We start from the raw sequence: 17,209 nt of genomic DNA on the forward strand, positions 1-17,209 counted from the left end.
AAGGAGTGCGAGCGTTTGGCTTAAGGCAAAGTCGCTATCGAGGTCTGTCAAAGACGCATTTGCAGAATATTGCCATTGCCGCAGCGATGAATCTCGATCGCTTAGTCAACTGGCTGACAAGAGTGCCGAGAGCAAAAACTCGGATTTCCCGTTTTGCGGCTCTAGCTCCAAATTAAGGCAGGTGTGATCCCCATCGAATTTCGCCAACAGTATCGGGTTCTTCGTTTTACAGTTAATGCATCTGAATCAAAACGCAGCTTGCAGCGCTCCACAACTGTCAATAAGCTTGTTCTTAAATCAACGTTTCAGTTCTTCGCACGATTGATGAGTTTGTTTACAGCTGAGCCCAGTGACGAGAGCAGCATGAATACACATCTCACCGTTGCACGCCAGTATTTGAGCGCATTGGAGCGAGGCGTCGGACGTGACGAACTCTCCACGTTTTTCACGGATGATGTGGTGCAAGAGGAGTTTCCTAATCGGCTCGTCCCAAACGGAGCTACGCGCGATCTTAACGCTTTGCTTGAGGGGAACGAGCGCGGCAAGCAAATCATGGCACGCCAATCCTACGATATAATAAACATTGTTGAAGCCAGCAACCTTGTCGTGCTGGAAGTGCAATGGAGTGGAACACTTGCCCACGCCGTCGGCACGCTTGCCGCAGGTGACACGATGCGTGCCCGCTTTGCCGTGTTTCTGGAATTTCGTGACGGCAAGATCAGTGCCCAACGCAACTACGACTGCTTTGAGCCGTGGTAATTCAGTGATGTTGTTGGCGCTTGAACCGGGTGCCGTAACGTATGACTTGCTCATTGGGGTGTTTGAAGCGAGGCTATCAAGAAGTGCAATTAAGCTGAAATTCTCATAGAACAAGGGATTGAGCGTAGTTGTTTTGTAGCAAAAAGTTCTATCATCCTCCACGCGAGCCTCAACCAAATAACGAGTTTGCGTTGTTTCAGACTCTGAATTAGGGCTAATTGCATCCGGTGACAGCTTCGCTTCAATTGGGCCTTGATTGTGCATGCGAGGGGGTGGGTTAACGCTTTTAGGAAGCAACCATCAGTCACATCCGAAATCCTAAGGGGCCTGTTGTGAAGTTGCTGGAGAGAAACGTTTGAGCCTGATGTTTACTGTTTCATTGCTTCTGAGAGAAACACTATGGAATTTCTGTCACAACGCTGGGCGATCGCGGGGTTAAGTTTGGCTACAGTAGTTGGAGCCATAAGCGCTGCGAATCTATCTCACGCTATGCCTTCAGGCCTAAAACCAATTCCTGAAAATGCTTGCCAACGATCGAGCTTTTATCAAGTCAAAACTTCTGATGGGTTAGGCTTGGTAGCTCGCCGCCCAGATGGCACCTTGCGGTCACTGGCTAACGGTACGTTGATCAAGTTTTTGGGTGAGGGACGACGTGGAGCCAGTCTGTTGGTAGCTGGAGAAAAGGCACCTGTCGTGGTTGATAACTTCGACTTCCGTTCTTTAGTGACCATTGCTTCGAGTGCACGTTTCGCTGGCAAAATGCGCATCAAAACCTTGGAACCAGGAGGCTATGTCAACCTTCGCAAAGAAGCCACAGTTTGGGGAGGCAATGAAACGTTGATTGCGGGCGTGTTGAAAGATGGCACCGAAGTCAGCGTCCAAGGATTGGCTCCTAATACCTCAGAGTTTTACTATGTTATAGCTCCTGGAGGGTTAGAGGGATATGTTACCAACTCATACTTGCTTTGTAATGCTACCTAAGCGATCGCTTCAGATGAACTAAACAGGGTTACTTGACGGCACTGAAAGATCTGAATTTAGAAATTAGCGCCGCGATCGCCCCATCCAGTTGCAGCGCCGACACCTCCAAACTACTCATCTGGGTCAAAGCAGTTCGCCTGAAAGTATGAGTGCTAACCCCCATCAGCCCCAGGCGATCGCGCTGGTGACACAAAACTGACAAGCTTTAATATTCAGAAATTTTCGGAATTTGAGTTAGATGCTAAATGGGGCGATCGCGCCACTGATTAAGTCCCCTTAGTAGTGCGATCGCCTTACCTCTAAGGTGCCCATCTGTCCCTATGAAGACCCCTTCAAGCACCGTTGTTGATGCTAGTTGGGGTGGTTTTTGTGGGTGAGCTAGGTGCTGGGATGGTTGGCAGAGCAGGCGATCGAACTTTTGAATTGGTTTGAATTGGTTTGAATTGGGGTTTTAGGCCCCTTGAGTCCGTGCAGGCGGGATTTGGGTCAAAAGGGGCCAATTCAAAAGTTCCGGTGGGGGAGGAGGCGATCGCTGCTTCAGGTACAGTTCATATTCAGAGGATATGGGCTCAAGATTAAGGCAGCTCTATGCTTTTGTAGAAGCGGCTTTAAGCGCTTAAAATTCAAACTAATTAATCTCTCAAATCGAAGCTCACTGCGTCGGCTAGCGATCGCTTCATTGCCGAATGCCCTCTATTGCTCAAGTCACGGAATATGCTTAGCTCATTCATTCCAGAACGCTTCGTCTTTATGACCACGGGAGGAGAACAACTGCGATCGCCGCTTCCACATGTTGCATCAGCTCAGCTTGGGATATCTCCGGCTGGGTCTGCAATTTTTGAGCAATAATCTGGCACAGTTGAGCGATCGCCTCTGGCATGGTCACGGCTCAGACTAAGGATTAGCAGGTTTGTCATGGCCGTATTGATGAATCTCACCGATGTAAGCAGTCCCGCCTTCCACTTTGGTTTGCCAGCCTCGGGCGTTGTCGTAATTGTTCTGAGTCATGCTGCTGTTATCCACCAACTTGCCAGCATGAATCTCTTGTGCGATCGCCTGCACTTCAGTAGCAAAGTCAGGATAGTCTTCCATTGCCACATCCAGGTATTTAGCAACTGTGTCAATAGCCGTGCGATCGCCCTGTTCAGCTTTGGCTAGCGCTTCATCGAGCTTTTCGGACTTACCCCGTAGCCTTGTCCAAATGGCTTTGCGGAGGTCATCCATTTTGGCGATCGCTTTTTCAGTAAACTTCTTGGCCAGTTCCCCTGCTCCTGATTCGATCGCTTTCTGCACAGCCAGGGTGACGATCGCTCCAGCCGTGAGTGTGAATGCGTCTGCCATAACTAGTTCTTCAAAGAGAATTATTGCTTCTGTTATAGCCTGCTTTATAAAGCGGAGGTACGGTTTGACACCTTTGTGGAGCGGTAAGTAGATAGCAATTGTTGGCCGCGATCGCCCAATTGGTGCGCGATCGTCTCCAGTTTTTCAAGGGCCAGTGGGGAAGGGTAGGCACGGTTGGTTTCCCAGCGGTTGACAGTAGGGAAGGTGACGCCCACTTTGGCCGTAAACTTTTCCTGGGTCAGTTCCAATTCCTGACGCAGAGAACGAATCAGTTCACCGATTTGGGTTTGTTGGCTAGAGGTCATTGCTTTGAGTCCTGATGGTTAAAGAACTGCTTCTAGGGTAGGGCATGGCTTAAGGCTTGATATAGCAGGTGTAGTAGTCTGGGTCACCGTTGGGAGAGGCGAGCGCGCAGAACTTTCAGGTTGTTGCGGAAGAAAACAGTATCTGGGTGGTCGGCTCCTAAGCAGTGATCGGCAATGTCTATAGCCTGCTGCAAAAGGGGCTTCGCAGCCTCATAGCGCCCCTGAGCATAGTAGAGTCCTGCCAGATTATGAAAACTGTGAGCCACATCGGGATGCTCCGCTCCCAGCAGCCGTTGATTCAGTTCTATGCCCTGTTGATAGAGGGACTCAGCCGCCTCATAGCGCCCCTGAGCACAGCAGAGTCCTGCCAGATTATTGAGACTTTGAGCCACATCGGGATGCTCCGCTCCCAACAGCCGTTGCCTCAGTTCTAGAGCCTGTTGATAGAGGGGCTCAGCCGCCTCATAGCGCCCCTGAGACTCGTAGAGTGCTGCTAGGTTATTGAGACTTTGAGCCACATCGGGATGCTCCGCTCCCAACAGCCGTTGCCTCAGTTCTAGGGCCTGTTGCAACAGAGGCTCAGCCGCCTCATAGCGCCCCTGATCCCGGTAGAGCAATGCCAGGTTATTAAGACTGGTAGCAACAAGGGGATGCTCCGCTCCTAGCAGCCGTTGATTCAGTTCTAGGGCTTGTTGCAACAGGGGCTCAGCCGCCTCATAGCGCCCCTGATCCCGGTAGAGCAATGCCAGGTTATTGAGACTGATGGCTACAGTGGGATGCTCCGCTCCCAGCAGCCGTTGATTCAGTTCTAGGGCTTGTTGATAAAGGGACTCAGCCGCCTCATAGCGCCCCTGAAACTCGTAAAGTGCTGCTAGGTTATTGAGACTGGCAGCAACAAGGGGATACTCCGCTCCCAGCAGTCGCTGTCTCAGTTCTAGGGCTTGTTGCAACAGGGGCTCAGCCGCCTCATAGCGCCCCTGAGACTTGTAGAGTCCTGCCAGATTATTGAGACTGACGGCTACAGCGAGATGCTCCGCTCCCAACAGCCGCTGCCTCAGCTCTAGGTCCTGTTTATAGAGGGGTTCTGCTTCCTCATAGCGCCCCTGAGACTCGTAGAGTCCTGCCAGATTATTGAGACTGATGGCTACAGCGAGATGCTCCGTTCCTAGGCGGGTTTGCATTGTAGACAAGCACTGCTCACGCCAAGGCAACGCTAGGCCATAGGCTCCCTGCCCTTCGTAAAACTGTCCCAGTCCGATATAGAGCAAAATCAATTCTTCATCGCTGAAATACTCTGTCAACGCAAGAGCTGCTTCTGCCACATGGGGCATGGCAGGGGTGACCTCAGCAACTTTCGCTTGGGTAAGGGTATTAGGAATCTGCTGAGCCACCTCAACCATGACCTGACAGAACCGCTGCTTCAGTCCATCCGCCTGGTAGGATTGCGCGAACTTGGCTTGGAAAAACTCGCGAATCAGTTGATGGAGCTGATAGCGGCCCTGCCCCTGCCGTTGGAGCAGACTCAGCGTTATTAACCCCTGGTCTCGCGTCTCTTCTAATTCCTCTGTCTCCTGCTCTGCATAACACTGCTCTACTAAAGACCAGGGAATCGGCTCAGGAGCAAAGAGACTCAGCAGGTAGCCTAACTCTTGAGCGGGTTCACTCAACTCTTTCCAGCTCAACTCAAAGGCAGCCACAACCCCTAAAGCAGCCGTCATCCCATCTTCTACCTGAGACAAAGCCCTGGCTTCTAGCTGTTTTGCTTGCAAACGCTGCTGCATCTGGCTGATTGTCAAATCTGGTTTTCGAGCTAAATACCGACCGACAAGTTCCAACCCTAAGGGCAAGTAACCTAGCCAGCGACACAGAGCTTTGGCTGCATCTGATTGCTGCTCAATTCGTTCGGTTCCAGCCAGAGATTTGAGCAATTCTAAGGCAGGGGCTTCCTCGAGCACCTCGAGTGCCACCTGCTTGACCGAAGCTCCCAACTGCAAGCGAGTGGTCATCAACACTTTGAAGCGGGGTTCAACTGGAGGCAGGTAAGGACCGATCGCCTGATAATCGGTCACATTATCGAGTACCACCAGTGCATCCCCTGCTGGCCAGCGCCGCCAGCAGAAAGCCACTTGATCAGCCAACTCTAAACCATCAGGAATCGCTAGTCCCAATTGTGCCAGAGCAAAGCGGGTAATCTGGGAACCGAGATCCAGCTCTCTGGCCTGGAGCCAGCACACTCCACCGGGGTAGGTCTGCTGCTGGTAATGGAATAAGGCATACTGCAAAGCCAGCTCAGTTTTACCAATCCCTCCCATTCCCTGCACCGCAGTAATGGCAAGACGCTCATTCTGCTGCAACTGGATGTGCAACCGCTTTAAATCATCTTCTCGCCCCACAAACTTGACCGCACCCCTGTGAGGAATATTCTGGGGAATGCCTGTTACTTCAGCAGCCCGGCGATCGCTCAATAGCTGACTCAACACTGTTTTCAACACGTCCGCCTCAATGTGCCATTCCCCGATGTAAGCGGTTCCGCCTTCGACCTTAACTTGATATCCCTTCGCATTGCCCAAGTTAATTTGAGTCGAACCCGCTCCTTGCAATGACGCTAACCACTGTTGCAACTCAGTTTCAGGTAAGGCATTTAGAATCGCCTGAACTTGCTCTCGGGCATTGGGAGAGATTGTCATAGAGCGTGTGTCTGCTCTGATGGAGTCTGGGCCAGTAGGGAAGGAGCGATCGCATCTGGAATCAAGCTATTCAGTGGCTCAGGCATACTCAGCTTGCACAGAGAAAATACTTCTTCCTGTTATAACTCACTCTATATAGCCTGCTATGACAACTCATACCCGCTACAAAGCCACTAATGGTTGCTCCCGTGACTGCCACCCCTGGTCTCAACAGAGACCTTAAAAGCAGATGTCTAAACTTTGGACAACGAGCAGGGATGAGCAGCAGTTCAGTGACGAGGTTACGTTCCCCAATTGAGGAAAAGTTAAATGGCCTTATTTCACGGGCAACCTTGATAGAGTCGTGCCTGAGCGGCAAAGCAGCATGAAGTTGAATCTTGATTATAGAAAAATGCCGATTTTGCCCTACAGGCAACGTAGTGATTTGCCATCTGAGCCTGGGATTTACTATGTCGGTCATCCCGACGAGCCAGTCATGTATGTGGGTCTGGCACGTAACTTGAGAAGACGACATGTAGCTCATCATCGCCAAGGGCAGTTTAGAGAAATGCAAGGCGCTGAAATTCGCTACAGGGTTTTACCCGATCCAGTACCGAAAAGAGCTATAGACCTAGGTAAAGTTTTGGCTAGGCTGGAGAAACAGGCGATCCAGCATTATCGGCCATCCTTAAACGGGACACCTGTTCCAACTCAACCAAAAATAATAGCGTGCGGCACAGGCTTACTACTGCCTTTGAGCGGGACGCCTGTTCCAGCTCGAACAGAAATAATAGCGTGCGGTACAGGTTTATTACTGCTTCGTATAGAGGGGTAGAGTAATTGGATTTAAGCCAGTTTGTAGAAGCTCAGTAGACTAACAATGCATTCACCACTCTGTATCTCGAACAGAGAGCTTAATTTGGGGACAGATCGCTCTCGTAACGTAGAACCTAGACCAAGCTTTGAAAATCAGAAAATTTCTAATTTTGGACTGAGTGCTCCGTAAGGTAGGGCGATCGGGTTTGGTGTAGGGAAGAGACAAGAAGAGACGGAAGGGGATCGTCATAGTGCCACCAAAGCCTACTAGCTTCGATGCTTATAAAGAAGATGGAGTATCTTCCCATTTAATAGTTTCAAACTTCCGAAGCTTTTCCTGAAGCTTTTCCTGAAAACTCTCTTCAGCCCTTTCTAAAGTGTCAGCAAAGCTCTGATGCCTGTCTTTGTCGAAAGCAAATAAACGCCATAATCCTACCCGGCAACCCTGAGAGTACAGACCACGCGCGAAAATGCCTCCCTCATGGCGCTCAAAGGCCCAAACCCTTTTAGAACCAAAGCGCTCGATATACATTGCCGGTCGTGGATGATCACTGAGGAAGTCTGCACCAACAAACTTAGAGACGTTCGGCACATGACTAGGAGACTCAGGTTTGCGCTGTCTTCCCTGATCCATCACATTGAGACTTGGGAAAATTGATTCCCAGTCTTCAACAACCAGTGAACCACAGGCTTTCTGTATAGAGCCATGCGTGAACTCCCGGTAAATATCGACAGACGGCTCCCATTGTCCAGACGCTTCAGCAGCAGATTGAGAAAGTGTTAACACCACATCCCTTTCAAAAAAGCCGAACGAGGTTTCTAGGTTAGGTTCATTTGCATAGGCCATGTACCTTACAACCCTTTTCATCGGAGCTATTAGCATGTTCTCTACCTCAGCTCTGATTAGCCCTTGATCTAAAACGCAGATCGATTGCATGAAGTCAGGTATCGGCACTTTACGAGTATCAAGTCCTTTAGCGCGAAGAACACTATATCGAAATGAGACAGGTAAGCTTGAATCGAAGAGGTAAAACTGCTCTAGAGTTTGTAGTAAATTTTTTGTTTTACATCCAGAAAAAGCAACGATCGCCGTGTATGGCCGAAATCTTTGCCGCTCCATGGAATACAGGTTATGTAGGCCATCAAACTTTTCTAAGTCTTGACGTAATTTATTTGGGGTTAAGTGCCTAGTTACCTCAATTATTACTCTTATAGATTCTGGGGTTACAATCACAAACTCATCGGCCCGAAACAGAGGGGGAAAGGTCTCTGCATCCCAAATAAGAATGTCAAACTGTCGCGATACGTTTCGGGTGATTTTTCGTTCACCGTTAGTGTTTGTATTGGCTTCGAGGGTTGAGACAAACCCAGTAGAGACCTCGAAGCGTTGAGGGATTCGTCTTCGAAGGTAGGAACGAACCACATACTCTAAATTTTGTCCTTCGGATGGATGGTGGACGCCATCCATCCAGAATGAAAGGCTCTGAGCCATTTCACGTAGTTCGCGAGTTTGTTGAGCGGCAGCCTCCCGCATCTGCTCTAGAGTCACTTCACGTCTATACATTGGTTTTTTGAGTTTTGAGGCGTCTAGCAATACTCGTAATTAGTTGTCGCACTTATCTGTGAGAGTGAGGACTAGGATAACGATCGCGTGTCTTCTGCTGACTCAAAGAAACACAAGCTATAACAGAAGTTATATTACCCGCTCCGTAGCTTACACTCTCGGTTTCATTGCCAAAGTCCAGTCTCATGCTCACCAGCGAACAACCCCAAATTGGTCAGACCATCCGGGAATTGAGGCAGCAACTGAAGCTGTCCCAGGAAAAGTTTGCAGCCAAGCTGGGGGTGTCTTTCCAGACAGTGAACCGTTGGGAGAATAACCGCACTCAACCATCACCGATGGCTTTGCAGCTGATTGAAGGGATGCTCAAAAAACAGAGATAGCATTCGTCCGCTGCAAGCCGTTAAACACAACTAAAATGAACCGCATTGAACTCTTAAAACTTATCGAAAAAGCACTTGAGCTATCGCTGGTTTCTGACGTATCGCTTCGACGTTTGATCGAGGTTGCAGCTAGGGTTGCAGAGCATGTTGACGATTTGGAAGCCAAAATCTGGCTCATATCAGAGCGTGATGCGCTAACAGAAGAGGAGCGCAAGCGATTTAGAATGATGCTTGTCGAAAGATTCGGTGAGCAGGAGGCTCACATTCGATGGAAGCAATGCATCCAGAAATTTATTTCATCGCGCGAACTCAGCGATTGTGATTCTGAACGGCTAGGGATCGAAAAGGGGCAGAGCTTAGGAATGAGTGTTGCTGAGATTGAAGATTCAATCCAATTTTTTGAGGAAATGGCTGACACAATACCTAGTCGTACCCCAGCGAATCTGCCTCCGCAAGAGGAGCGGAAGTGGCACATGATGAACTTAGAATCTTCCGAAAAATACAAACTTTCAATTCTTTTCAGAAGACAGGTTCTTGAACGTATCAGAAGAAAAGTGATTGACTTCCTCATCACGAGTGAAGCTAAACTTTGGCTTGCTGCCGAAGCAGAAAGCCTTTTTGTTGGGCCAAGCAAGAAAGTGCAGGATTGGCTTGCAGCTAACGCGCCCAATGGACTTGAACAACTTAAGATGGCTCTTTGCCGACTTGAGGAGGGAGGATTGGAAGCGCGCACACATGCACTAACTTCCTTGCGGCGTCTGATTAAAACTATTGCCGACTTCCTCTATCCACCCATGAATGAACCTGTGCAGTGCTCTGACGGCATAGATCGACAGCTTGGTGAAGATCAGTATCTCAATCGGCTACGTGAGTTTGCGGCTGCGCGCATACAATCAAAAACGTCGAAGAACCTTGTATTCAGTGCTTTCGAAGACCTAGATCGTCGATTAGACCTTGCTCATGATCTTGCATGCAAGGGTGTTCATGCTGAGGTAACAGAGTTTGAAGTGAGATTATGCATCATGCAAACTTACTTTTTACTCGGAGAAATGCTTGCACTTAAAGAAGACGAGACGATGGATAGGTAACTGTATGCCCAGTACCTATCTTTTCATTGGAGCCGAACAGACATAATTATTGAGCGAGCATTTGCCTCAATCGCGCGGTCGCTCAGTAGCCGCCAACAACTCCAAGCCTCACACTCATCTTCGTTAGTCAGTTGTCCCAATTTGGGACTTGTAGCGATCGCACAAATATACAGACTCCTGTCTAAGTACAAACTCATCAAAATGAATCTTGAAGATACCTTTATTAGCTGGACTAAACCATCAAGCGACAGTGAACAAGATAAGCAAGAGCGTACAGAGCGAATGATCCGCGATGCAATCAACGCACACGAGCCTTTTGAAAATTGTCTGCTAAGCGTATATGCAAAAGGCTCCTACGCTAATAACACTAATGTTCGGGCTGATAGTGATGTTGATATAGCTGTAGAGTGTACAGAAGCAATTTATTGGGGGGAGGCTGAGCAAGGAACGTATGAGCCTAGTAGCCCATATCAAGGCATATGGACACCGAAAAAGTTGAGATCTGAGCTTGTAGCTGCTCTGGAAAAGAAATTTCCAGGACAAGTTGATACATCTGGTTCAACTGCTATCCAAATCAACTCTAGTTCAGCCAGGGTGGATGCAGACGTAGTGCCCTGCTTCACCTATCGTTATTATTTATCTTCGAACAGCTATATACAGGGAACGAAGATATTCACCAAAGGTGATAAAAAAATAGTTAACTACCCTGCTCAACAGCTACAAAACGGCAAGGATAAAAACAAGCGTACTAACAATGCTTATAAAAAAGCAGTTCGCATACTCAAGCGGGTTGAAAACGCAATGGTTGGTCAAGAGGTTTACCAAGAATTGCCATCTTATTTCATCGAATGTTTAGTTTATAACTGTCCAGATAAGGTCTTTGCTCACAAAACTTGGACAGAGGTAGTGCAAGATGTACTAATACACATTTGGCAGAACCTTCAAGGCGAAGAATCAGCCAGTGGTAACGATCGATGGCGTGAGGTAAATGAATGCTTTTATCTTTTCCATAATGAACAGAAGTGGAAACGAAGTGATGGAAGAGAATTCGCCCACACAGCTTTGAATTATCTAGGCTACGCTTCATGAATCGAGGCATCCTTGTTCAAGTTATTGCAGCGATAGTCGTTACCGTCTTCGCCGCTGGAATATGGTTTACTGGCGGAACCCTAGACCTACAGTGGCTCCGTTTTTTCTCCGCCGCTGTCTTTGTATCGGTTACTGCTCTTACTATCTGGGATCACTGGGCTTGGCATCTGCCCTTTGTCCAGAAGCTCCCAAAAGTTCCACGCGATCTGCGGGGTACATGGAAGGGGACTTTAGAATCATTTTGGATCGATCCCACAACGGGATCGTCTCCGTCAGTCAAGGTTGCTTACTTAGTGATTCGTCAATCTGCAACTACTGTTTCAGTTGTTATGCTGACGAATGAATCCAGGTCTAAGTCGTCTCTCGCTGTAATTTCCGATGATGGAGTCAGTGGATCACTCGACTATATGTATTTGAATCGACCTGATAGTCGTTTTGAGAATCACAGTAGAATGCATCATGGTTCCACCTCGCTTGATATTACTGGAAAGCCTACTGTTCGGCTGCAAGGTAGATACTGGACTAACCGTGATAGTAAGGGTGAGCTAGATTTTACTCAGCGAGTCATGCAATTTGCTGACGATTTTCTTCAGGCAGAGACTCTTTTTAATTCTAGGCAGAGCAATCAACCTGTCCTTAAGCCAGCATCTGCCTCAATCGTGCCACAGGAAAAGCCGCAGCTAGAAAATCCCAAGGCTCCCACTCCTCCTCATTAGTCAGGATGTATTGCTCTCCTTCAATCAATTGACTGGCAGTCACCAACCTCAGCTTATGAGCTAAGTCGAACCATTCTTTGAAGCCTGGTTCTGCTGCTTTAACTGCTTTGGGGTGTTCACTGGCTCCCAGTTTCCAGCATTGACTAATCGCATCCCTGAGCAAGCCGATCGGATTCCTTACCTCATGCCTGTCTCGATACTCAACGGCAGCAGCTAGGGCATCCGTGACCACGTTCAATGGAGCGGCTAGAACTTCAGCCTTCAAAGGCGAGGTAAGCGGAAATCCTGCTTGTTCAATTTTTTCAAAAATTGCTTCGTGAGCAGCGGCGGAAGAGTCGTCCTCTGCAACCTGTTCCACTTCTGACCCAGATGCTTTTAGAACGGGTTGAGACTTAACAGGAAGGGGTGCGCTTACTAGCTCGGAGAATTCCCCTAAATCCATAACAACAGGGAGGGTGGGTGGCTCCGTTGTTGTGGTGTCTATTGAGGTCTCTAGAGTGGAATCTATTTCTATATGATCACCATTCGTTTTGGAGTTGATGACCCCTGAGCTAGGAGATGAACTCCCAGAATCCAAGGCATCATCTCCTAGATTTGTGAAATGAGACGGAGCAAGGGTTTTAGCCTGTTTTTGGGCGATCGCTTTTTCAATGGTTTCCCAATTGAGTTGGTACTGGTAGGCGCGATCGTATTTCGCCTTAGGGTTGTTGCGCCGCTTGAGCAGGCACAGTTGGTTGGTCAGTTTGTCGAGGGCTTGGCGGATGGTTTCAATGCTGTACTCCTCAAACAGGTGCTCTCGAATTTGCTCCAGAGTGAGACGTACCCAATCATCCAGCTTGTGCTTGGCTTTCCACTGTTGCCAGCCTTCGATGATGGCAATGATTTTAGCGGCGCAGTAGTTGCGCTGGGTGATCTGGACGTACTCTTTGCAGAGCTTGAGGTAAGTCAGGTTAGGAGAGGTGCTGCTCATCATGGTTGCACCTCTCGCAGCTCTAGGTCTTGCTCCTGTACATCTTCGATCCCAGCGCTCTTGCAACTGTCTGGGTCCACTTCAACTAAGTAGGACCAACCCACCCCCTTCAGGCTGTGAGCAATTTCAGCGGACATGCGAGGAGTCCAGTACTGTAAGCCTCGGATGATGCCCCAGTGCACACAGCCTTGGAGCCCAGACCATTGCACTACCTGCCCAAACTGATACTGAGGCCCAGGCAACTCTGCGGGGAGGGGGAGCATACGGATTTCTGATTTCTGATGAAGCTTTGGCATTAGACGGCCTCCCCGATCGCATCGCTGAGACGGCGATATTCCGCTTGATGGATGTTGCCAGTTGCAAGCCCTGATCCTCGCCAGACAGAAAAGCAGAGCGACTTGACTCTGCTTAAGATTTCAGTGGCACGGTCGTGATTGAGTTGCACTAAGTGGCTCGCGCGCGTGGATTTAGACTCCACTAACACGGAGTCGGATAGGATATTCATGGCTTCACCTTGGTTAACAGTTGGAGGTGGAGTACAGAAGCGATCGCGAAGTTTCTCAGGCCGAGCGATCGCCTTCAACTTTTTAAGAACTAAATGCTTGTGCGAATTCTAGGGGCGTGCAAGCAAATACGTTGAAGACAAGAACATATTCATCAGGGTCAAGTCTTGGGATAGCCCGACCTGACAACCAGTTACGAATCGTTTGTGGGCTTTTGTTGAGGCGTTGAGCAACCTCTTCCGGTGTTAGCTCCACCCGTTTCAGTAACTCGTTGAAGCGGTAAAAGATGATGCTCTAACGTTCTCGGAATTGACGTTATATTCTGGCTGCAACCTCGCAATCCAAGCTGACTCTAATGATGAAAGTAAATAGCGATCGCAGCATTCTTCCAGAATTTGAAACCTGAAAGTCTCAGCTTTGTAGTTCTTCCAGTCTTCAAGAAGTCGCTTATTGTTATGGCTGCCTGAGGTTAAGGCAAAAATATGCTGACGATATCGCTCCTCTATTCGCTTGGCTCTACCTACATACTGGGCACCAGTCACCAAGTTGGTGATGCAGTAGACACCAGAGGTCACGCAAGTTCCCCTCTCTTCTTGGCTTCATCTACTGCCTCTTGACAAATCACTTCAATCAGATTGCTGAGCGATCGCTTTCTGGCCTTTGCCAAAAGCTCCAAATCAGCTTTAAGTTCTTCATCTACGTAGAGAGAAACTCTCTTTTTGTCTGTCGTCACGTCTGTCGCAGCTGGTTGTACTAACATAGCGCCTCTTTGAACTCTACTACAGTAAAGTTAGTCCAAGGTAGCGCTACCGTCAAGCTACTATTTACACGAATTAACTTTACTTTTGCATTAAAGTAGCGCTACTATAGTGCGAAGAGAAGACGGTCACGCCTGGAAAACGAACCGCCCTCTCTCTGAAATAAACCTTAAGCCAAAGGTCTTAACCACTATGGTATACGCACCTGACCGCGTCGAGCCAATCGCGCCTGTTTTTGCTGAAGAAGAGCTGGGCTTTGGCCGCATTCAAGCAACAGCTCAACTAGAACTTGAAACCTATCTAGAGGAGCAAGTTCGTTCTATTGCTCCAGCCCGCATCGACAGCCTCTCCTTAGCAGATGGCTACACCTATCTCTCGGTGATAGATCAAGACCGTCCGCTCACGAAACAGCCCATCCGGTTAATCATCCAACTTGAAGATTGCCAAGGTAATGAACGGCTCGTGGACCTCGTAACTAACAACGATCGCTTTGCCTTCATTACTCGCATTGTCCGCAACCACTTTGATGCTTGCTGGAAAATCAATGAAACCTGGACTCCTGAGGATGGCTGCCCATTCTAATTAGTCAAAAAAAGCGCTCGCTCCTGCATCTACCAAGCGGGGCGATCGCTCTAGTACTGAATTCTTTCTCACGTTGCAGCAAACCACAGTAAAACATCATCCCTGCCCTTACAAGGTCGCCGCAGTCGCTCAAGAGTACAGCCACCCCTCCGAATAAAAAGCAACCGTCCCTCCTACGCTAGAGCGATCGCCATTACTTACAGGGAAATTAGTAATTTCTTTACTTACGCTCCAGCAAATCATGATGACAATCCAGCCGTACTGCTACGCGATCGCTTGAGTTAAGTGAAGGGGAAAGGGGTAATGCTCATCTCGGTGGCTTGGTTGCATTCTCAGATCGGGAAAATTAGAGGGGCGATGGCTGAACTGAGCGAAAACAGTTTTAGCTACTAGATGGAAGTCCTGCGTTCTAACCTGAGCAGTTGTGTAAACCGAAGTTTAGCTGAAAGGCTGAACATCCCAGCGATCGCACCTATTGAGCTTAGTTTGGACTAAATCACTGTTGAGTCATGAATTAAAACCCCAATTGTGCCCTGAGCCGCGCTCATCGACGCTAACGGTTTGTCGTCAATCGCTTGAAAAAATAATGGGTTTCAGCTATCCAAGGCAGTACAATAACCCAAACAATTGTTTCAGGAGTAAAAGTAAAGAGAAAAGGAATAAATACTGACTCGAAAACGTAATCCAGTCACTGTTATTTCTAGTTCTGATCTGACCACCCATTGACTAGGTGAACTAATGCCTTCAAACGGTAAGTCAAAAAGTTCAAAAGCCAAAAACACCGAGTCTCAATTAGAACTCAGCGAAATAGCTGTACGTCCAGCTAAGGGTGGCAGGAAACGGGCCAGTCGAGCGCGGACACTCTCTGAAACCAAATTCCCCCTGTTCACGCACAAGCAGGTTGAAATGACGGCAACAGGTGCACCTGTTATTAGTGCAACTCAGGCTTTTTTGCGGCATCCCGATTGGAGCGAATACGAACAGAACCGCCTTTACTTTCGTCGCTCTTTCGGTAAGGGGCGGCACATCGAGTTTTACATCCTCAACAAACAGAAGCATCAACCTGGCTTCATCACCAGCTTCGCTGAACCAGAAATTCTACGGCTTTACGGCATCCATGCTGCTCGCCTCCATGCGGTTTTCGCGACTTACGCCGCTCAACAGGAAGAGCCCTGGAAAGAAACGTTCACCCTTCTGGGGAGTGACCTGATCAAAATTCTGAGGATTCATACAGGTAACAAACTTAAAAAGGCCGACAAGTTGAAGGCGATCGCAGATCTAGCCTGGGTATTAGGCACTTTGGGTGCCAAGATTCAGTGGCAGGAAGGCTACTTAGATCTGACCATTATTGAGCGATCGCTGATCTGGATTGTGAATGTCAAAGAGCAGTATCAGAACGACATCAATGGCAATCCGGGTGAGTTGATTGAAGTTGAAGTTGAAGTTCAGGCGGGCCAGTGGACACGCAACTTTCTCAATCGAGAAGGGGAGAAGCGGCGGACTGCGCTGTATCAATACGGTTTCATTAATCAAGATGTACTCTCGATCGACCCCTACAAAAAGGAATTGGCAGCAGCACTGGCACTTTATCTGATTCAAAATCGGCGTTCCCACCCCAGCGGAAAATACCGTATTCAGACGTTGCTGGAAGCTGTCATGTCAGTTCAGGAAGTTGACCTGATTCGGAAGGAGAAGCTAAAACGTTCCCGCTTCGTCAAACGGTTCTACATTTTGCTGGAAGACTTAACCGAGGTTAAATTTGCCATCCAGTTCGATGAAAGCTTTCCCAAAGACCTACTGCCTAGTTGGGCGGTAGCACCAAAGGGAGTGGGCGACGAATTTGAATCAGCAGATAGTACTACCCAAGAGCAGCGAATGCCAGATGGTTTCTTTGATACTTGGCTTCAAGGAATCGTCATTATCATCCCACCCGCGCCTATTGAGGGAGAATTAGTCCGATTTGAAAAAAGCAAAGCTGAGATAACCAAACAGCTCTCTAAACCCGGTGGCAGGAAGCTTCTAGCACCTAATGCCTCAGAAGATATCATTACTATCGATACAGAAGTTATCGAGGACGAGGCTTTTCCAGATCAAAAATTAACAGGCGCTATGGTTAAGAAGCTGCGCCAAGAAGCAAGATTGAGCCAGATGGATGTGGCGATCGCGATGGGGATGAGCCAGAGTTGGGTTCGCAACATCGAGAATAAGTTGCAGGACAAACCCCTCAAGCCCTTGTATGCTGAACGTCTCAGCAGAATTCTAAGAATTTCTCATTAGACCCAGTAGAACGAGTACAAAAAGTGTTTGGAAACTTTCACTAGGTAATACGCTGATACTCCTTTAAAGAGCTGCTTTTTAGCTACCTTCAAAGGTTTTAAGTAGGAAGTACTTGATAACTTCCACTGAGTGATACGCAGGAAGTACTTGATAACTTCCACTAGGCGATACGCTTAAAATCAAGCTCTCCACGTTAGTCAGCAGGAATCGGCAAAGTTACTCAAAAACTTCCACTGAGTGATACGCAGGAAGTACTTGATAACTTCCACCAAGTGATACGCGGACCTATTCCTCCAATAATTTTTGGCAGAAAAATGCCTAAAAACGTCTAAAGTACTCGTTTTTTTCCACTGAGTGATACGCAACAGCCAATTTAAGTACTAATTCAGAAATTGCGAAATTCTTTATTAGACA

General features: G+C 48.2%; 23 protein-coding genes. 10 read left to right on the forward strand and 13 right to left on the reverse strand.

From position 1 onward, the window contains the following. From NDA01_RS32215 to NDA01_RS23370, 3 genes are all read left to right on the forward strand, one after another. On the forward strand, nucleotides 1-176 hold a 176-nt coding region (locus tag NDA01_RS32215), incomplete at its 5' end, for a transposase (RefSeq protein ID WP_348229903.1). A gap of 7 nt (nucleotides 177-183) precedes the next feature. Beyond that, nucleotides 184-759 (forward strand): nuclear transport factor 2 family protein, encoded by a 576-nt coding sequence (locus tag NDA01_RS23365; RefSeq protein ID WP_348229863.1) that lies wholly within the window; start codon nucleotides 184-186, stop codon nucleotides 757-759. Between the two features lie 399 nt (nucleotides 760-1,158). Further along, complete coding sequence (locus NDA01_RS23370; protein WP_348229864.1) at nucleotides 1,159-1,740, forward strand: SH3 domain-containing protein; 582 nt, start codon at nucleotides 1,159-1,161, stop codon at nucleotides 1,738-1,740. 28 nt (nucleotides 1,741-1,768) lie between these two features. Here NDA01_RS23370 and NDA01_RS23375 read toward each other — a convergent pair whose 3' ends face one another. From NDA01_RS23375 to NDA01_RS23395, 5 genes are all read right to left on the reverse strand, one after another. Next, nucleotides 1,769-1,942: a hypothetical protein gene (locus tag NDA01_RS23375; RefSeq protein ID WP_348229865.1), complete on the reverse strand. Its 174-nt coding sequence runs from the start codon at nucleotides 1,940-1,942 to the stop codon at nucleotides 1,769-1,771. A gap of 546 nt (nucleotides 1,943-2,488) precedes the next feature. Further along, complete coding sequence (locus NDA01_RS23380) at nucleotides 2,489-2,626, reverse strand: hypothetical protein (RefSeq protein WP_348229866.1); 138 nt, start codon at nucleotides 2,624-2,626, stop codon at nucleotides 2,489-2,491. Nucleotides 2,627-2,634: 8 nt separating this feature from the next. Next, nucleotides 2,635-3,081 (reverse strand): hypothetical protein, encoded by a 447-nt coding sequence (locus NDA01_RS23385; protein WP_348229867.1) that lies wholly within the window; start codon nucleotides 3,079-3,081, stop codon nucleotides 2,635-2,637. 44 nt (nucleotides 3,082-3,125) lie between these two features. After that, nucleotides 3,126-3,386: a helix-turn-helix domain-containing protein gene (locus tag NDA01_RS23390; protein WP_348229868.1), complete on the reverse strand. Its 261-nt coding sequence runs from the start codon at nucleotides 3,384-3,386 to the stop codon at nucleotides 3,126-3,128. Between the two features lie 83 nt (nucleotides 3,387-3,469). Next, nucleotides 3,470-6,073 carry a tetratricopeptide repeat protein gene (locus tag NDA01_RS23395; protein ID WP_348229869.1) on the reverse strand — a complete coding sequence of 868 codons (2,604 nt, stop codon included), beginning with the start codon at nucleotides 6,071-6,073 and terminating at the stop codon, nucleotides 3,470-3,472. A gap of 364 nt (nucleotides 6,074-6,437) precedes the next feature. Here NDA01_RS23395 and NDA01_RS23400 point away from each other — a divergent pair, with 364 nt between their 5' ends. Next, entirely contained in the window at nucleotides 6,438-6,887 is a 450-nt protein-coding gene (locus tag NDA01_RS23400; RefSeq protein ID WP_348229870.1) for a GIY-YIG nuclease family protein, read from the forward strand. A 51-nt stretch (nucleotides 6,888-6,938) separates the two neighbouring features. Here NDA01_RS23400 and NDA01_RS23405 read toward each other — a convergent pair whose 3' ends face one another. After that, nucleotides 6,939-7,118, reverse strand: coding sequence for a hypothetical protein (locus tag NDA01_RS23405; protein WP_348229871.1), 180 nt, complete (start codon nucleotides 7,116-7,118; stop codon nucleotides 6,939-6,941). Between the two features lie 30 nt (nucleotides 7,119-7,148). Further along, complete coding sequence (locus NDA01_RS23410; RefSeq protein WP_348229872.1) at nucleotides 7,149-8,432, reverse strand: DUF6602 domain-containing protein; 1,284 nt, start codon at nucleotides 8,430-8,432, stop codon at nucleotides 7,149-7,151. A gap of 185 nt (nucleotides 8,433-8,617) precedes the next feature. On the opposite strand from NDA01_RS23410, the gene NDA01_RS23415 reads away from it, so the two are divergent. The 4 genes from NDA01_RS23415 to NDA01_RS31960 all read left to right on the forward strand — a co-directional run bounded on the left by NDA01_RS23415 (nucleotide 8,618) and on the right by NDA01_RS31960 (nucleotide 11,705). Continuing rightward, nucleotides 8,618-8,812, forward strand: a complete 195-nt coding sequence (locus NDA01_RS23415; RefSeq protein WP_348229873.1) for a helix-turn-helix domain-containing protein — start codon at nucleotides 8,618-8,620, stop codon at nucleotides 8,810-8,812. A 35-nt stretch (nucleotides 8,813-8,847) separates the two neighbouring features. Beyond that, the gene (locus tag NDA01_RS23420; RefSeq protein ID WP_348229874.1) at nucleotides 8,848-9,900 is read left to right on the forward strand and encodes a hypothetical protein; all 1,053 of its coding nucleotides are present in this window, start codon (nucleotides 8,848-8,850) and stop codon (nucleotides 9,898-9,900) included. A 201-nt stretch (nucleotides 9,901-10,101) separates the two neighbouring features. Then, nucleotides 10,102-10,989 (forward strand): nucleotidyltransferase domain-containing protein, encoded by an 888-nt coding sequence (locus tag NDA01_RS23425; protein ID WP_348229875.1) that lies wholly within the window; start codon nucleotides 10,102-10,104, stop codon nucleotides 10,987-10,989. Further along, complete coding sequence (locus NDA01_RS31960) at nucleotides 10,986-11,705, forward strand: Cap15 family cyclic dinucleotide receptor domain-containing protein (RefSeq protein ID WP_431193505.1); 720 nt, start codon at nucleotides 10,986-10,988, stop codon at nucleotides 11,703-11,705. Before NDA01_RS23425 ends, NDA01_RS31960 begins: the two co-directional genes overlap by 4 nt. On the opposite strand, the gene NDA01_RS23430 is transcribed toward NDA01_RS31960, so the two are convergent. The 6 genes from NDA01_RS23430 to NDA01_RS23450 are packed head-to-tail and all read right to left on the reverse strand — an operon-like array spanning nucleotide 11,626 to nucleotide 13,938. Beyond that, nucleotides 11,626-12,678 carry a hypothetical protein gene (locus tag NDA01_RS23430; RefSeq protein ID WP_348229876.1) on the reverse strand — a complete coding sequence of 351 codons (1,053 nt, stop codon included), beginning with the start codon at nucleotides 12,676-12,678 and terminating at the stop codon, nucleotides 11,626-11,628. The genes NDA01_RS31960 and NDA01_RS23430 overlap by 80 nt on opposite strands. Beyond that, nucleotides 12,675-12,971, reverse strand: a complete 297-nt coding sequence (locus NDA01_RS23435) for a hypothetical protein (protein WP_348229877.1) — start codon at nucleotides 12,969-12,971, stop codon at nucleotides 12,675-12,677. The genes NDA01_RS23430 and NDA01_RS23435 overlap by 4 nt, the downstream gene beginning before the upstream one ends. After that, the gene (locus tag NDA01_RS23440) at nucleotides 12,971-13,258 is read right to left on the reverse strand and encodes a hypothetical protein (protein WP_348229878.1); all 288 of its coding nucleotides are present in this window, start codon (nucleotides 13,256-13,258) and stop codon (nucleotides 12,971-12,973) included. Before NDA01_RS23440 ends, NDA01_RS23435 begins: the two co-directional genes overlap by 1 nt. 4 nt (nucleotides 13,259-13,262) lie before the next feature. After that, nucleotides 13,263-13,433 carry a helix-turn-helix domain-containing protein gene (locus NDA01_RS31965; protein WP_431193506.1) on the reverse strand — a complete coding sequence of 57 codons (171 nt, stop codon included), beginning with the start codon at nucleotides 13,431-13,433 and terminating at the stop codon, nucleotides 13,263-13,265. Between the two features lie 5 nt (nucleotides 13,434-13,438). Beyond that, on the reverse strand, nucleotides 13,439-13,753 hold the full coding sequence (locus tag NDA01_RS23445; protein WP_348229879.1) for a GIY-YIG nuclease family protein: 315 nt from the start codon (nucleotides 13,751-13,753) through the stop codon (nucleotides 13,439-13,441). Next, nucleotides 13,750-13,938 carry a ribbon-helix-helix domain-containing protein gene (locus NDA01_RS23450; RefSeq protein WP_348229880.1) on the reverse strand — a complete coding sequence of 63 codons (189 nt, stop codon included), beginning with the start codon at nucleotides 13,936-13,938 and terminating at the stop codon, nucleotides 13,750-13,752. The genes NDA01_RS23445 and NDA01_RS23450 overlap by 4 nt, the downstream gene beginning before the upstream one ends. Before the next feature lie 190 nt (nucleotides 13,939-14,128). On the opposite strand from NDA01_RS23450, the gene NDA01_RS23455 reads away from it, so the two are divergent. Next, nucleotides 14,129-14,518: a hypothetical protein gene (locus tag NDA01_RS23455; RefSeq protein ID WP_348229881.1), complete on the forward strand. Its 390-nt coding sequence runs from the start codon at nucleotides 14,129-14,131 to the stop codon at nucleotides 14,516-14,518. 906 nt (nucleotides 14,519-15,424) lie between these two features. Next, complete coding sequence (locus NDA01_RS23460; protein ID WP_348229882.1) at nucleotides 15,425-16,795, forward strand: helix-turn-helix domain-containing protein; 1,371 nt, start codon at nucleotides 15,425-15,427, stop codon at nucleotides 16,793-16,795. The last annotated feature ends 414 nt before the right edge of the window (nucleotides 16,796-17,209 follow it).

This window comes from Trichocoleus desertorum AS-A10, from assembly GCF_039962155.1.
GTDB lineage: Bacteria > Cyanobacteriota > Cyanobacteriia > FACHB-46 > FACHB-46 > Trichocoleus.

Coding starts and splice junctions, on each gene's coding strand:
- NDA01_RS23455 (WP_348229881.1), top strand. CDS start 14,129: ATGGTATACGCACCTGACCGCGTCGAGCCAATCGCGCCTGTTTTTGCT.
- NDA01_RS23450 (WP_348229880.1), bottom strand. CDS start 13,938: ATGTTAGTACAACCAGCTGCGACAGACGTGACGACAGACAAAAAGAGA.
- NDA01_RS23410 (WP_348229872.1), bottom strand. CDS start 8,432: ATGTATAGACGTGAAGTGACTCTAGAGCAGATGCGGGAGGCTGCCGCT.
- NDA01_RS23390 (WP_348229868.1), bottom strand. CDS start 3,386: ATGACCTCTAGCCAACAAACCCAAATCGGTGAACTGATTCGTTCTCTG.
- NDA01_RS31960 (WP_431193505.1), top strand. CDS start 10,986: ATGAATCGAGGCATCCTTGTTCAAGTTATTGCAGCGATAGTCGTTACC.
- NDA01_RS23370 (WP_348229864.1), top strand. CDS start 1,159: ATGGAATTTCTGTCACAACGCTGGGCGATCGCGGGGTTAAGTTTGGCT.
- NDA01_RS23425 (WP_348229875.1), top strand. CDS start 10,102: ATGAATCTTGAAGATACCTTTATTAGCTGGACTAAACCATCAAGCGAC.
- NDA01_RS23395 (WP_348229869.1), bottom strand. CDS start 6,073: ATGACAATCTCTCCCAATGCCCGAGAGCAAGTTCAGGCGATTCTAAAT.
- NDA01_RS23420 (WP_348229874.1), top strand. CDS start 8,848: ATGAACCGCATTGAACTCTTAAAACTTATCGAAAAAGCACTTGAGCTA.
- NDA01_RS23385 (WP_348229867.1), bottom strand. CDS start 3,081: ATGGCAGACGCATTCACACTCACGGCTGGAGCGATCGTCACCCTGGCT.
- NDA01_RS23460 (WP_348229882.1), top strand. CDS start 15,425: ATGACGGCAACAGGTGCACCTGTTATTAGTGCAACTCAGGCTTTTTTG.
- NDA01_RS23435 (WP_348229877.1), bottom strand. CDS start 12,971: ATGCCAAAGCTTCATCAGAAATCAGAAATCCGTATGCTCCCCCTCCCC.
- NDA01_RS23430 (WP_348229876.1), bottom strand. CDS start 12,678: ATGATGAGCAGCACCTCTCCTAACCTGACTTACCTCAAGCTCTGCAAA.
- NDA01_RS23400 (WP_348229870.1), top strand. CDS start 6,438: ATGAAGTTGAATCTTGATTATAGAAAAATGCCGATTTTGCCCTACAGG.
- NDA01_RS23415 (WP_348229873.1), top strand. CDS start 8,618: ATGCTCACCAGCGAACAACCCCAAATTGGTCAGACCATCCGGGAATTG.
- NDA01_RS23405 (WP_348229871.1), bottom strand. CDS start 7,118: ATGACGATCCCCTTCCGTCTCTTCTTGTCTCTTCCCTACACCAAACCC.